The organism is Leptolyngbya sp. BL0902 (assembly GCF_016403105.1).
Lineage (GTDB): Bacteria > Cyanobacteriota > Cyanobacteriia > Phormidesmidales > Phormidesmidaceae > Nodosilinea.
This window is the reverse complement of sequence record NZ_CP046155.1, coordinates 3,479,511-3,492,597: the sequence shown is the minus strand read 5'-3', so window position 1 is coordinate 3,492,597 and position 13,087 is coordinate 3,479,511. Positions and strand designations below refer to the sequence as shown.

The following is a 13,087-nucleotide window of genomic DNA, read 5'->3' as shown; positions in this document are numbered from 1 at the left end:
ATTATGGCGTCAAAGAAATACTATGCTGTGCTGCGGGGCAGGAAAACAGGTATTTTTAATAGCTGGAAAGAGTGCGAAGAACAAATTCAAAGTTTCAGTGGTGCTGTGTACAAGTCTTTCACAAGCAGATATGAAGCCGAGGTTGCGCTGGGAATGATTGAACAGTCTGTGATTGTGCCAATAGAATCAGAAGTAATCAAGTGGAGAGAAAAGAAAAAGAAGATAATGCCAGCAGAGGAAGTGATTTCAGATAGCATCTGCGTAGATGCCTCTTGCATCGGCAATCCTGGAATAGTCGAATACAGAAGAGTTCATACCAAAACTCGTGAAGTCATCTTTCATAAAAAGCCAATGCAAAATGGTACAAATAATCTTGGCGAGTTTTTGGCTATTGTTCATGCTCTAGCCTATCTTAATAAAAACGGCCAGAACACTCCTATTTACTCAGATTCAGAGACAGCTATGATATGGGTTATCAACAAAAAAGTCAAAACTACACTACAAAGAGACGATCAAAATACTGAAATATTTGACTTAGTTGATAGAGCGCTAAATTGGCTAATCAGTAATGAATATGAAAATCTAGTGTTGAAATGGAACACTGAGAAATGGGGTGAGATACCCGCAGATTTTGGTCGAAAGTAGAAAGATTTTCCAAGACTATCAGCATTTCGGACACAATGAGATTTGTACAAATGCTAGGTTTCATTACCTAAATACAAATCAGCAAAAGTCTTTGCCGCTTCAGGGTTCAGCGTTTTTAATGCCCTCACAATCTCAACCACCGTTTCCGCCGTTGGGTCACGCTTCTCATTCACCCAGCGGTAAACATTATTGCGTTCCACATCCATCGCCACCGCCAGCGCAAACTGGCTGATGCTGTAATCCTCTAGAACCTGTTTTAGCGCCTGTCCTGCTTTTCCCATGTGTTCATGGTTTCAGAGAATTACCCCTCAAGACACATCCTACTGGTTGACAGTCAACCTTTAGGCAGGGTAGATTGCCTTGCAACGTCCTAGTGGTTGACAGATTATGCAAACCCCTACCGCCCGTTACAGCACCCGCCTCACCAGCCCCGACCCCGTCCACCTAGAACTCACCCTCAAACTCCACACCTACCCCCACCCCGACCGAGAACCCGTCAAAATCCTCATCATCGGCAGCAAACCCGCCGTCAGCTCCATCGTCGTCGCCCTCCACCAGCTCGGTTTCGCCGAAATCTTTGAATGGACAGACTTCCTCAGCGCTCCCAATGCCGACAGACCCTTACAATTTCAGCCCCATGAAGTCATGAAAGCTCTAGTCAAGTACCTCCCCAAAACGTAGGACAGGGAGATAGCTCCAATTAGGAAAGAGGCTGGTAAACAGCATGAAAATACGCGATTTATGATCGGATTCCCTGCTGACGCAACCAGTCCTCTGCCCAAGTGGCATCATTGGCCCCTAACGGCGGTACAGGATCTTGCTGGTAGTCGATGGCGAGATCGTAGCTGGCTCGGTCATAAACCTCGGTGACTAAGCTTTGGAGATCCACCCAAATAGCGGGATCTTCGGCCTGTAGAGGAACGGGAAAGGAAGGAATCGGATCGGCCAGGTTGAAGCCGTAGAGGGCGGCGAGGGGGCGCTGTTCGGCACGGCTGACGAGGATGCGGTAGAGCATGGTCACGACGGCTCCGCGTAGGGGAAGTGGCCCAAAGGCGCGAATCAGATCAATCTCAACCAGGTGGGTTTGGCTGCCTAAAATCGTGAGCCGTTTTTCTTCGTAAAGCTGCCGTCCTTTGCCAGATCGTTTGTTGCTGGGCGAGAGGATTTCTAGGGTCGTAATTACGGCTCCAGTGCCCACTTCACGAATCTCTAAAAACCGCTCTGTCACCTCCTCTGGCATGGGCAGTTCAACCATGATCGGCTCTACCAAAACTTGCCCCTGGGCGGACGGCATTAGGGGAAGTTCGGCCCTCGATAATCCCCGAAAAATCAAGGCATCTGGGCGGCCCACTTGCACATCTATCGGCCCCTCTTGGTAGACCCGTTTTTCGATAGCGACGCGATATTTGGGGCGTAGGGACGGGCCGAGGCTATCGGCAATGGCGACCAGCAAACGATTGTGGAACTCTGGCCACAGTTCGGGGTGTTCCAGGTAGGGATCCATTCCGGGAAAAGGGGACGGCATGGCAATCGGTTGATGGGCCTTCTTCTCCATCCTAGGGCGTCGGTAATGATTCTAGAGACTCATCACAGCCAACCTAGGGCCAAAGCGATAGAATGCCAAATTGAGCTAGGCTGTTTCCCTCGTCTCCTAGGGGACGTTTCACGATGGGCAAGTTTGACCAACACCACGGGCGGTTTTCGGGGCATCGAGCGTCCTGGCGGCAGGCGTTACCCCAACGGCGGCGGCGGTGGCTGGGGGTGGCAAGCGGCCTTGTGGGTGGAATTACCCTTTCCCTAGGGCTGGGCTGGGGCGGTGCGATGCAGGCCGCGCAGAATCCGGTGATTCAGGTGGGGATTGTGCAGCGGTTTGGGGAAGAATTGCAGGACAGCCTGGTGATTGAAGCCCTGCCGGGGGAGCAGCTTACCCTGCGGTTTGAGACCAGCGGCCAGCCTCAAACGGTGACAACGACGCGGGTGGTGGTGGGGGTGACACCAACGGCCCTGGCGGAGGCCACCCTGAAGGAACGGGTGGTGCTGAGCAACCATCGCAGCTTTGAAAGTGCAGAATATAGCGCCCACCAATGGCGAGAGCGGGGCATTGAGCCGGAAATTGCCCAACCGGGGGGCTGGGAGATCTGGGCCAACCGCGCAGCCTACGACAGCCCCTTGGTGCGGCGGCTGTTGGTGCAAAACCTGCGGGAAAACGGCTTCAACGAGGTGCATCTGGATAGCCGAGTATTGAGCCAAATTCCAAGATCCTACTTTGAGGCCAATGGCTTTCGTTATCACCGAGACACTCTGGATCTGCAATCCAGCGGCGGCACGATGCGGGTGATTCAGGCAGGGGAAACGCCCGTGAACCGAGTCTACGGCGGTACCCTGCGGCTTCAGCCCAACACCTACGGCACCTACACCCTGGTGAATGCGGTGCCGATGGAAACCTACCTGCGCGGGGTGGTGCCCCACGAAATTGGCCCCGGTGCCCCCGTTCCGGCCATCGAGGCCCAGGCGATTTTGGCCCGCACCTATGCCCTGCGCAACCTGCGCCGCTTTGAAATTGACGACTATGAACTCTGTGCCGATACCCAGTGCCAGGTCTATCGCGGCCTAACGGGTACGGCTCCGGTGACGGATCGGGCGATTGTGGCTACCAGCGGCCAGGTGCTTACCTACCAAAATGAACTGGTGGATGCGCTGTATTCTTCTACCACGGGCGGCGTGACGGCTCCTTTCAGCGATGTGTGGAATGGCCCCGACCGTCCCTATCTGCGGTCTGTGGTCGATTCCGTTACTGGAGCCTGGGATTTGACCCAGCGGCCCCTCAACAACGAGGAAAATTTTCGGGCCTTTATTGGTCTAAATCGCGGCTTTAATGAAGAAACCTGGCGACTTTTCCGCTGGCGCAACAATAGTACCCTGACCGAAATTGCCCAGGAATTGCGAACCTTTTTGGGCCGTCGTCAGCATCCTTTGGCGGGTCTGAACCGGGTGACGGCGGTGCGTGTGGCGGAACGGGCCGCGTCGGGCCGGGTGCAGGCGCTGGAGATTGAAACCGATATTGGCGTGGTGCGCCTAGAAAAGGACGAAATTGTGCGGGTGTTGATGGCTCCCCGCAGTTTATTGTTCTACGTTGATCCCATCTACGATACGGCCACTGCACCAACGCCGTCTGGCCCAGTGCTCACGGGCTATAGCTTTGTGGGGGGTGGCTGGGGCCATGGGGTCGGTCTTAGTCAAGCGGGATCCTACAATTTAGGTAATCTAGGGTGGAGCCATAGCCGCATCCTTCAGTTCTACTATCCCGGTACGACCCTTCAACCCTTCAGCGACGCCCTTATTCTGTGGCGTGACCCTCTCACCTCCAGCGGTGCTGCACCTTCGCCCTAGTTCCTATGCTGCCCCATGTCCTACGCTGTTCCATCTGGATCCCACTCTTCTCGCGACGCTGTTCCTGATCATCCCCCATCCCAATTTTTGGTGCGCTTCTGGGGCGTGCGGGGCAATATCCCCACCCCCGGCCCCGATACCGTGCGCTATGGCGGCAACACCGCCTGTGTCGAAGTGCAGGTGGCGGATCAACGCCTGATTTTTGATGGCGGTACGGGGCTGCGATCCCTGGGGCTTCAGTTAGCCCAGCAGGATCGGCCCGTGGAGGCCCATCTGTTTTTTACCCATACCCACTGGGATCGAATCCAGGGGTTTCCGTTTTTCCATCCCGCCTTCGATGCGGACAGTCATCTACACATCTATGGGGCCACCGCTCTGAATGGGGCCTCCATCAAGCAGCGCCTCACCGAGCAAATGCTGCGGCCCAACTTTTTTAAGCCGTTGCAGGCGATGACCGCTGACCTAGCCTTTCACACCATCCAGCCCGGTAGCCACCTCAAGATTGGCGACGTGAGCATTGATACCGTCAGCCTCAATCCTCATACCGCTGCCCTGGGCTATCGGGTGACATGGCAGGGAAAGTCGATGGTCTATGCCAGCGACACCGATCCCGATGCGGCAGTGGCAGACCCCAACCTTCTCTTTTTGGCCGCCGCCGCCGATTTGCTGATTTTTGACGGCACCTACCTCGACATGGCCTACGCCGACCTACAAAGCCATCACCAAGCCCCGTGGGAAATGGGCGTGGAGATTGCCAAGGCCAGCGGCGTTAAGCGGCTGCTGTTGTTTCACCACAACCCCTGCCACAGCGATAGTTACCTCGCCCAGCTTGAAGGCCATATTCAGGCGGCCTTTCCCCAAGCGGCCTTGGCGCAGGAGGGGATGATCATTGATCTCCTCCAGGGGGGCTCACCCCAGCCGACCGATCCGGGATAATCCTGAGCAAACCGCCCAGAACCTACAAAAATTAACGCTCGGCACAGAGCCCAAGCCTTCAGAACAGGGCACACTCGTAATAAGGCGACTTCTAGGGAATCTTCTCCCCTAGGGCGGATATGGCCCTAACCAGCCAGGGTTACGAGCACGAAACCAGGGTGGTGATAGCAGGGGCGGGGAATCGTGTTCTGGAACTCTCCGGTTGTTGTATTGCCACCCAGCGGGGGAGGCAACTTGGGCACTTTACCGCTGGGTAAGGAGACTACCCTATGACTACGACCGTCAGGCTTGATACCGATGCAGCCACCAGCCCGATTATCGATATGGGGTTTACGGCGGAGCCCTTTCCGGCCAATACCCACATGTGCTACATCTTCAACGATGAGGACGAGCGGCGCGAGGTGGTGGCCCGCTATACCAACAGCGGCATTACTAGCGAGGAGTTGGTGGGCTATTTTGCCGATCTGGATAATGCCGATTTGCTAGAAGAATACCTCATGTCCATTGGCATTCATCCCCCCGACGCCCGCCACCGCGACCATGTGATGTTCTGCCCCGCCCATACGGTCTATTGCCCCGATGGCCACTTTACGGCCAAGGGGATGATTAGCCGTCTCAAAGACCTCCATCATACCTGCCAAGAAAACCACTGGCCTAACGTGCGGGTGACGGGGGAAATGTCCTGGGCGCTGTCTCCCCACATCACCGGGGCCGAAGAACTGGTGGAGTACGAGTCTCGCCTCAATTTGCTGATGGAAACCCATCCCCTCACGGCCATCTGCCAGTACGATGCCAACCAGTTTGATGGGGCCACCCTGTTTGAGATCCTCCAAGTGCATCCGATGATGGTGGTGCGCGGCCAGATCGTCCGCAATCCTTACTACATCCCGCCCGAAGAGTTCCTGACCCGTCACGGATTGCCCCTCGATGGCTAATGCTACCTCTGTCCCCCTATCGGTGCGGCCTGAGGTGTTGGGTCGCCTCTTGGTGATTCCCAGCATGTTAGATGTGCTGCCCGATTCGGGGGCGATGGCGGTTTTTTTAGGGGCAGCCCTGCGGGAAATTCCGGGGGTCGCCCAAGTTAGTCTGTGTGTCGAGGGCATCGTCTACCCCAGCCAAGGGATGGGGCATCTTCAGCCCAGCCCTACCCTCCTAGGCACGAGACCGTCCAATCCCCTGGTTCAGCAGAGTTTTCCCCTATCTAGCCCGCGCCACCAGTACGGCCATTTGCTGCTAGGCATCGATGCGGAGGAGATTTTCTACCTCTATCGGCCCTATGTCAGCAATATTGCCAATATTGTGGCGACGGTGCTGGAAAATCGGGCTTTTTTGCGCGATATCCAAGACAAAAACCGCCGCCTTCAGGATCTCCTCACCCACCTAGAGGAACGGGTGGAGAATCGCACCCAGGAGTTGACGAATGAGATTGCCTACCGCAAGCAGCTTGAGCAGGAACTACGCACCAGCAACGAACAACTGGAACTGGCTGCTAGTGTGTTCACCCACGCCCGCGAAGGCATTTTGATTACCGATGCCCTGGGCACCATCCTAGACGTGAACAAAGCCTTTACCCACATCACCGGGTACAGCCGTGAGGAGGCCCTAGGACGCAATCCTCGCCTGCTGAAATCCGGTCTGCAAGAGGCTCCGTTTTATCGGGCCATGTGGCGAGACCTAGCGGACAAGGGCTACTGGTGTGGCGAAATTTGGAATCGCCGCAAGGATGGCGAAGTCTATGCCGAACTGCTGACCATCAGCGCCGTCTGCGATGCCGAGGGTCAAACCCAGCGCTACGTGGCCCTGTTTTCCAACATCACCCTACAAAAAATTCATCAGCAAGAACTAGAGCACATCGCCCACTACGATGCCCTCACCAGCCTGCCTAATCGAGTCCTGTTGGCGGATCGCCTGCACCAGGCCATGGCCCAGGCTATGCGCCATCGTCAGTGCTTGGCGGTGGCCTACATTGACCTAGACGGGTTTAAGGCGGTGAACGACAACCACGGCCACGAAGCCGGGGATTACCTACTCATTACTGTGGCCAAGCGCATGACCCGCGCCCTTCGCCAAGAGGACACCCTAGCCCGCTTGGGAGGAGATGAATTTGTAGCGGTGATGTTGGATGTGGGGAGCCCTGAGGGTAGCCAGCCCATTTTGCAGCGCATCCTGTCTGCCGCCGCCCAACCCGTGCAGTGGGGCGGCGATACCCTACAGGTTTCGGCCAGTTTGGGAGCTACGTTTTACCCCCAGCTTGACCCCATCGATGCCGATCAATTGCTGCGACAGGCCGATCAAGCCATGTACCAAGCCAAAACATCGGGGAAAAACCGCTGCTACCTCTTTGATACCGATGGCCACCGCAGCGCCCACCATCGCCGTGCCAGCCTAGACCAACTCCGCCAAGCCCTCGCCCAGGAGCAGTTTGAGCTGTACTACCAGCCCAAGGTGAATATGGGTACGGGCCAAGTGCTGGGGGCCGAAGCCCTAATTCGTTGGCAACACCCCGACCAAGGGCTGCTGCTGCCCGCGCAATTTCTCCCGGCCCTAGCCGAACATCCTCTGGCCACAGATGTGGGGGAATGGGTAATAGCCACCGCCCTAGACCAGTTGGCCCAGTGGCACGGGGCAGGGCTACCGCTGACCATTAGCGTGAACCTAGAAGCCCAACACCTGCAACAGCCAGACTTTGTGGCTCGGTTGACGGCTCTCCTCGCCGCCTATCCCGCCGCCCTAGCGCAATCCCTAGAAATTGAGGTGATAGAAACCAATGCCATCAAAAACCTAGATCGCATGGCCGAGGTAATTGAGGCATGTCAGGCGATGGGGGTGCAGTTTGCGCTGGATGACTTTGGAACGGGGTCAACCTCCTTAGCCCACCTCAAACAACTTCCCGTCGCCCAGGTCAAAATTGACCAAAGCTTTGTTCGCAATATGCTGAGGGATCCCCAAGACCTGGCCATCATTGAAGGGGTGATTGACCTTGCCCAGGTGTTTCGGCGGCAGGTGGTGGCGGAAGGGGTGGAAACCTTGGCCCATGGCAAGCTGCTGCTGCAACTGGGCTGCGAACTGGCCCAGGGCTACAGTATTGCCCGTCCCATGCCCGCTGTAGAGTTGCTGACCTGGCTAGAGACCTGGAAAACCGCCCCCGTATGGCGACGACAGCACCCCCTCAACCGCGATGACTGGCCCCTGCTGTTGGCCCACCTAGAAATTTCCACCTGGGTGAAGCAGCTGGTAGCCCCCAGCCAGAGGACAAGTTCCCCAATTTCTCCCTTTCGGCCCACCCTGCCCCCTGGCCCCTCCAGCCGTTTAGAGATCTGGTTCAACGGCCCTGGAAAGCAGCACTACGGCCACCATCCCCACTTTCACAACGCCCAGAAAGCCTACCAAGCCTTGGCCCAACTGGGTCATCGCCCCCTGACCCAGGCCACTAGCCCAACCCTCAACCCAGGGCTGAGCAAAGCCGAAATCCAGCACCTCCGCCAGATCCAGCGGGAACTGCTGGGCTATCTCAAAGCCCTCGGCCACCTCAGCCATCGCCGCTAGATCCGGGTGTTCGCCCTTGCGTCTCGCCCTTGGCCTGATTAGATTCCCCCCTGCTTCATTTTGGGCGGGTTAACCTACCATGGGCTAGAGATTTGGATTCACCCCTGCGCGAGGAATAACCCATGCTGACTTGGGCGCTGAAGGAATGGGATGCAGCGGTAACGGCCCTGCTCCAGGGACAGACAATTTTGCTGCTGCGGAAGGGCGGCATTCGGGAACAGCAGGGGCAGTTCTCGGTGGTGACGCGCCAGGGGTTGCTGCTGCCCACCTTCGAGCACCAAAAGCCAGGGCTGATTAAGCCAGAGTTTCAAGACCTGGTGCAACCCACCCCAACGGACGAAAAGCCCGAATCCGTAATCTTCTCAGGCTGGGCCGAAATTACCCACGGGTTCACCCTGCCCTCCACCGAAGCCGCCCTAGACCTCGTGCCCGACCTGATTTGGACAAGCCAATTTGTGCAAGAACGCCTCCAGTGGCAGTCGGAACGCCCGCTCTACGGCCTGTTGCTGCGGGCCTATCGGTTTAACAACCCCGTGACGCTACCGTGGCACAGCGGCTATCGAGGATGTCGCTCCTGGGTGGAACTAGGGCAAAGCGTCGGTGTAGAAGACAGCACCCCCGCTCTCACTGATACCGATTATCAGCACCGAGTCTCGCGCCTTTTGGCCGATCTGCCCGATGAGGCGGCAATGCTTTAGGCAAACCCAGGCCTAGGGTGAGAGACGTACGGGTGATCTAAAGAAGGGTGCTAGACTTTTTTTGGCAATGGTTTCCGCCGTTGGTCGTTGGCCCCTGCGGTGACGAATCGGACGGCACCCCCGGAGTAGGACATCCCGATGGCACCCAAACCCAAACCTCCAGAGCTTCCGGTGATTGGCACGGTGAAAGGGCCGGGGGAGACGGGCAACCAATATTTGTTCATCACCGCCGACCATCGCCAGGTGAAGATTGGCGAGTTTGTCTACTACCGGGTGGATGTGGTGGACTTGCCCCAGGCGGAGATTTTGGGCAAAATTTCGGCCCTGACGTTGATCGACCACCTGCCCGACCGCCTCTTTGCCGACCCCGACATCAACCCGGAGGCCATCGCCGCCCTGGTGGGGTTTGCCCATCCCAACCCGGAGATCTACGAGGTGACGGTGGATGTGGTGGGCTATTTCCATCCGGCCCTGGGCTTTATTAACCCCCGCATGGCCCCCGATCCAGGCGCAAAGGTCTACCTGGCGGACGATGCCAGTTTGCAGGCCATCATCAACAAAAAGCAGCCCCAGGCGGCGGGGTCGGCCCACATTGGTTCCCTGCTGCTGCGGCCCGGTGGACGGGTGCCCGTGGCCCTGGATGTGAAGGAACTGGTGAGCACCCACATGGCGATTTTGGCGGGGACGGGTTCCGGTAAGTCCTACACGGCGGGGGTGTTGATTGAGGAACTGATGAGCCCCTACAACCGGGCGGCGGTGCTGATTTTTGACCCCCACGGCGAGTACGGCACCCTCACCGATATGCGCGGCCATCCGGCCTTTGCGGCGGACGATGGCTATAGCCCAGCGGTGAAAATCCTCACCCCCGACGACATCCGCATTCGCATGTCCTCCCTGGATTACTACGATATTTTGACCCTGCTGCCCGACATGAGCGACCGCCAGCAGGCCATCCTCAACAAAGCCTTTAGCCTGCTGGGCAAGCACAAACTGGGCGACCACCGCTGGGATGTGCAGGATTTGATCGCCGCCTGCTACGAATCCGACCGCAGCACCGACGACGAAGGCAACGAAAAAACGGGTTCCTCTGCCCCCGCCCTAGAGTGGAAATTGGGCAAGCTGGAACGGTCGGATTATTTTCACCGAATGCAGCACTTGGCCCCAAAGGATTTGTTTGCCCCCGGACAAGTCACCGTGTTGCAAATGAACGAAATTAGCCAGGAAGAACAGCAGGTGATTTGTGCGGCGGTGCTGCGCCAAAGCTACCAGGCCCGCATGAACACCGCCAAGGACAAAATCGCCCCCGACGACGAAAACTATCTGCCCTATCCGGTGTTTATCCTGGTCGAAGAAGCCCACCGCTTTGCCCCCGGCCACGAACCCTCCCGCTGCAAGCAAATTCTGCGGACGATTCTCAGCGAAGGCCGCAAATTCGGCATGGGCGTCGGCCTGATTACCCAACGTCCCGGCAAGCTCGATTCCGATGTGCTGTCCCAGTGCATGAGCCAATTTCTGATGCGGATTGTGAACCCCGTAGACCAGGAAAGCCTGAAGTATGGCGTGGAAGCCGCCGGACGGGATTTGCTCCAAGAACTGCCCTCCCTCACCAAGGGCCAGGTGATTGTGTCAGGGGCTTGCGTCAACACCCCCGTCCTTTGCCAGGTGCGCCAGCGCAAAACCAAGCACGGTGGCGAAACCATGGATGCCCCGGCAGCATGGCTGGGCTATTTTCAATCCCACCGCAAACAGGCCCGCCAGATGGAAAAGGCCCCCCTCGCCAAACCGGGCAAAGCCGCCGAAACCTTTGGCGGTGTGAGTATTGAATAGGAAACGGCCCCGCTCCATGGCCTAGAACGGTGGCGCAGGCTATTCCTAGAGGATCCGTAGATTGGCCCCGTTAGGGTTTTGTGGACTGGGAGGATTGGGTGGTCTTGGGCCATTTCAGGCGAGGGTGGTGTAGGGCCAGCGCCTGTTGGAGGTGGGTGGCCATAAGGCTGGGGGATTGATCTTGGCGGGCCAGGGCGGCGGCGGTGTGGGCCAGGGTTTGGATATCGCCACCGCTGAGGGGGAACTGGGCCAGGGTCGTCCAGGGCAGGTTGCGGTGCAGGGGCAGGTCTGCCGGAAGGGCTTGTTTCCAGAGGGTTTTGCGGGCGGTGGCGGTGGGCATTGGCAGGCCAATTACACCATCACAGCGCTGTCGCCAAGCCAGTTTGATGCTGTGCAACGGGTGGGCGGCAAAAAGCGTTAGGCCCGGTTGGCTTTGGCGCTGGGTAAGCCATTGTTCTACCAGGGCGGATTCTAGGATGGGGGTGCGGCCTAGCCAAGGCTGGGAATTTTTGATCAGCAGCACCCCAGGGGGCAGGGCGGCAAGGGCAGCAAAGAGGGTTTCGTAGTCGGCTTCGGTGGTGGCGGCTAGGTCTAGCACCGTCAGCGGTAGGCCAAGGCGATGGGCGATCCAGCGGGCGGTTTGGGTTTTGCCTGTGCCCTTGTCTCCGGTAAGTAGCACCACAGGATGGGCCTCGGATGGGACGAGGGCGCAGAGGGTATCCAGTTGGCTGATCACCGGGTCGGGCAGCACCAGGGGCGGCTCGGCCTCGGTGGGGGGCAGGGCTTGCAGGGGCGGAGCCAGGGCGGCGGTAAGCCAGGACTGAATCTGGCTGGGGTCGGGGTTTTCGGACAGCAGGTAGGTGGTGAGGGGTTCCGCCAGACGCAGGTGGCGGCTGAGCAGGGTGGTGTCTTCGGTGCTGGCCCATTCCACCAGCCCCAGGCTAACCAGGCGACCGCTGGGGGCAATCATCGGGCGGGCCTGCCGCCATTCTTGGTCGTTGCGGCAGAGCAGGCGCAGGCAGAGATCCACCGTGGGCAAATCCCATTCCGATTCGTCGTGCTGGTATTGCAGATAGCCGTAGAGCCGCCCGAAGCGCTGGTTAATTTCTGGGGCCAGGGCCATCAAAATCACGTTTTTCTCGAAGGCGCTGAGCTGGAGCTGATCCCGCAGTTGGGGGAGAGCGAGGGAAACCCCCTGCTGCTGGCTGGCCTGGATGCGGGCTTCGAGGTGCTGGGCGTAGTTGGCCCCTCGGTTAGCAGCGGCCTTGGGCGGACGAGCATGGTCATAGCCCGGTTTGCCATTGAGGGACACGATCCCCTTCCACCAGTGGCTCGTCACCCGATCCTGATCGGAGATGGCAAAATCATCCACCTCTTCGATTTCCCGCTTTTGGCGCGACATCGCCACCATCAACAATCGATCCAGCCAAGCCAGCTCGGTTTTTAGGTAGGCCCAGTTGTCGATGAAGGGAAGCGCCTCATGGGGTGTGGACATGGCCAAGGACTCGGATAAATTCTAGGGGTAGGCCATCGGCATCGGCGAGGAAAGCCACCTCGTAAACGTGATCGCCAATGATTTGCTGCTGGGGTTCTAGGAGTACCCTAAGCATACCCGCCGCCGTCCCGTCCTTAGCAGGGGTGGAATCCGCCATGCCATCCACTGCAGAGGTCCCCACGCCAAAGGCTTGCCGCAGTTCCGCCAGCCAATGGGGCAAACTCTCCACCCGATCCGTCAGATCAAAGGACAGGTGGTAATAGCCCGTATAGTGCTCGTCGTGGAAGGCATCGGCGGCGGGACGGGGCTCTGGAATTTGGATCAGCTCAATCCGTCCACCCAAGCCCTCCATCCAGCAGGCGAGGGTCATGCCCGTGGTGAAGCGCTCCCGCACCTCAAAGCCTAGCCGTTCGTAAAAGGCGATGGCCCGGTGAATATCGGCGGTGCGAATAGAAGCATGGTGAAGCATAGTATCGGATAGGCGGATAATCCTATCTCTCGATGGGTGTGGCGCTTGGGGACAATACAGGAGCTGATTTTCGATCCCTTA

At 57.9% G+C, this 13,087-nt stretch carries 12 protein-coding genes; 8 read left to right on the top strand and 4 right to left on the bottom strand.

Going from position 1 to position 13,087, the window contains the following annotated elements; genetic code table 11:
- Positions 1–3: 3 nt before the first annotated feature.
- Positions 4–645 carry a viroplasmin family protein gene (locus tag GFS31_RS15465; RefSeq protein ID WP_225907448.1) on the top strand — a complete coding sequence of 214 codons (642 nt, stop codon included), beginning with the start codon at positions 4–6 and terminating at the stop codon, positions 643–645.
- 53 nt (positions 646–698) lie between these two features.
- Here GFS31_RS15465 and GFS31_RS15460 read toward each other — a convergent pair whose 3' ends face one another.
- Positions 699–926 (bottom strand): transcriptional regulator, encoded by a 228-nt coding sequence (locus GFS31_RS15460; protein WP_198805679.1) that lies wholly within the window; start codon positions 924–926, stop codon positions 699–701.
- A 106-nt stretch (positions 927–1,032) separates the two neighbouring features.
- Between GFS31_RS15460 and GFS31_RS15455 the strand changes: the two genes are divergently transcribed.
- Positions 1,033–1,326, top strand: a complete 294-nt coding sequence (locus GFS31_RS15455) for a hypothetical protein (RefSeq protein ID WP_198805678.1) — start codon at positions 1,033–1,035, stop codon at positions 1,324–1,326.
- Between the two features lie 58 nt (positions 1,327–1,384).
- On the opposite strand, the gene GFS31_RS15450 is transcribed toward GFS31_RS15455, so the two are convergent.
- Positions 1,385–2,170 (bottom strand): DUF4058 family protein, encoded by a 786-nt coding sequence (locus GFS31_RS15450; protein WP_198805677.1) that lies wholly within the window; start codon positions 2,168–2,170, stop codon positions 1,385–1,387.
- 143 nt (positions 2,171–2,313) lie between these two features.
- Between GFS31_RS15450 and GFS31_RS15445 the strand changes: the two genes are divergently transcribed.
- The 6 genes from GFS31_RS15445 (at position 2,314) to GFS31_RS15420 (ending at position 11,042) form a co-directional block, all read left to right on the top strand.
- A complete protein-coding gene (locus GFS31_RS15445) occupies positions 2,314–4,035 on the top strand; it encodes a SpoIID/LytB domain-containing protein (RefSeq protein ID WP_225907447.1) in 1,722 nt (573 codons plus the stop codon).
- A gap of 15 nt (positions 4,036–4,050) precedes the next feature.
- A complete protein-coding gene (locus GFS31_RS15440) occupies positions 4,051–4,971 on the top strand; it encodes an MBL fold metallo-hydrolase (protein WP_198805676.1) in 921 nt (306 codons plus the stop codon).
- 269 nt (positions 4,972–5,240) lie between these two features.
- On the top strand, positions 5,241–5,906 hold the full coding sequence (locus GFS31_RS15435; protein ID WP_198805675.1) for an MEDS domain-containing protein: 666 nt from the start codon (positions 5,241–5,243) through the stop codon (positions 5,904–5,906).
- A complete protein-coding gene (locus tag GFS31_RS15430; RefSeq protein ID WP_198805674.1) occupies positions 5,899–8,517 on the top strand; it encodes a putative bifunctional diguanylate cyclase/phosphodiesterase in 2,619 nt (872 codons plus the stop codon). The genes GFS31_RS15435 and GFS31_RS15430 overlap by 8 nt, the downstream gene beginning before the upstream one ends.
- A 122-nt stretch (positions 8,518–8,639) precedes the next feature.
- Entirely contained in the window at positions 8,640–9,215 is a 576-nt protein-coding gene (locus GFS31_RS15425) for a DUF1802 family protein (RefSeq protein ID WP_198805673.1), read from the top strand.
- 138 nt (positions 9,216–9,353) lie between these two features.
- Positions 9,354–11,042, top strand: coding sequence for an ATP-binding protein (locus GFS31_RS15420; RefSeq protein ID WP_198805672.1), 1,689 nt, complete (start codon positions 9,354–9,356; stop codon positions 11,040–11,042).
- A gap of 70 nt (positions 11,043–11,112) precedes the next feature.
- Here the strand turns inward: GFS31_RS15420 and GFS31_RS15415 are convergent, their stop codons facing one another.
- Positions 11,113–12,537: an AAA family ATPase gene (locus GFS31_RS15415; RefSeq protein WP_198805671.1), complete on the bottom strand. Its 1,425-nt coding sequence runs from the start codon at positions 12,535–12,537 to the stop codon at positions 11,113–11,115.
- Positions 12,521–13,006 (bottom strand): VOC family protein, encoded by a 486-nt coding sequence (locus GFS31_RS15410; RefSeq protein WP_198805670.1) that lies wholly within the window; start codon positions 13,004–13,006, stop codon positions 12,521–12,523. Before GFS31_RS15410 ends, GFS31_RS15415 begins: the two co-directional genes overlap by 17 nt.
- Positions 13,007–13,087 lie beyond the last annotated feature (81 nt).

Excerpts from the sequence above, each read along its gene's own strand:
- GFS31_RS15465 (WP_225907448.1), top strand. The coding sequence starts at position 4 with ATGGCGTCAAAGAAATACTATGCTGTGCTGCGGGGCAGGAAAACAGGT.
- GFS31_RS15460 (WP_198805679.1), bottom strand. The coding sequence starts at position 926 with ATGGGAAAAGCAGGACAGGCGCTAAAACAGGTTCTAGAGGATTACAGC.
- GFS31_RS15455 (WP_198805678.1), top strand. The coding sequence starts at position 1,033 with ATGCAAACCCCTACCGCCCGTTACAGCACCCGCCTCACCAGCCCCGAC.
- GFS31_RS15450 (WP_198805677.1), bottom strand. The coding sequence starts at position 2,170 with ATGCCGTCCCCTTTTCCCGGAATGGATCCCTACCTGGAACACCCCGAA.
- GFS31_RS15445 (WP_225907447.1), top strand. The coding sequence starts at position 2,314 with ATGGGCAAGTTTGACCAACACCACGGGCGGTTTTCGGGGCATCGAGCG.
- GFS31_RS15440 (WP_198805676.1), top strand. The coding sequence starts at position 4,051 with ATGTCCTACGCTGTTCCATCTGGATCCCACTCTTCTCGCGACGCTGTT.
- GFS31_RS15435 (WP_198805675.1), top strand. The coding sequence starts at position 5,241 with ATGACTACGACCGTCAGGCTTGATACCGATGCAGCCACCAGCCCGATT.
- GFS31_RS15430 (WP_198805674.1), top strand. The coding sequence starts at position 5,899 with ATGGCTAATGCTACCTCTGTCCCCCTATCGGTGCGGCCTGAGGTGTTG.
- GFS31_RS15425 (WP_198805673.1), top strand. The coding sequence starts at position 8,640 with ATGCTGACTTGGGCGCTGAAGGAATGGGATGCAGCGGTAACGGCCCTG.
- GFS31_RS15420 (WP_198805672.1), top strand. The coding sequence starts at position 9,354 with ATGGCACCCAAACCCAAACCTCCAGAGCTTCCGGTGATTGGCACGGTG.
- GFS31_RS15415 (WP_198805671.1), bottom strand. The coding sequence starts at position 12,537 with ATGTCCACACCCCATGAGGCGCTTCCCTTCATCGACAACTGGGCCTAC.
- GFS31_RS15410 (WP_198805670.1), bottom strand. The coding sequence starts at position 13,006 with ATGCTTCACCATGCTTCTATTCGCACCGCCGATATTCACCGGGCCATC.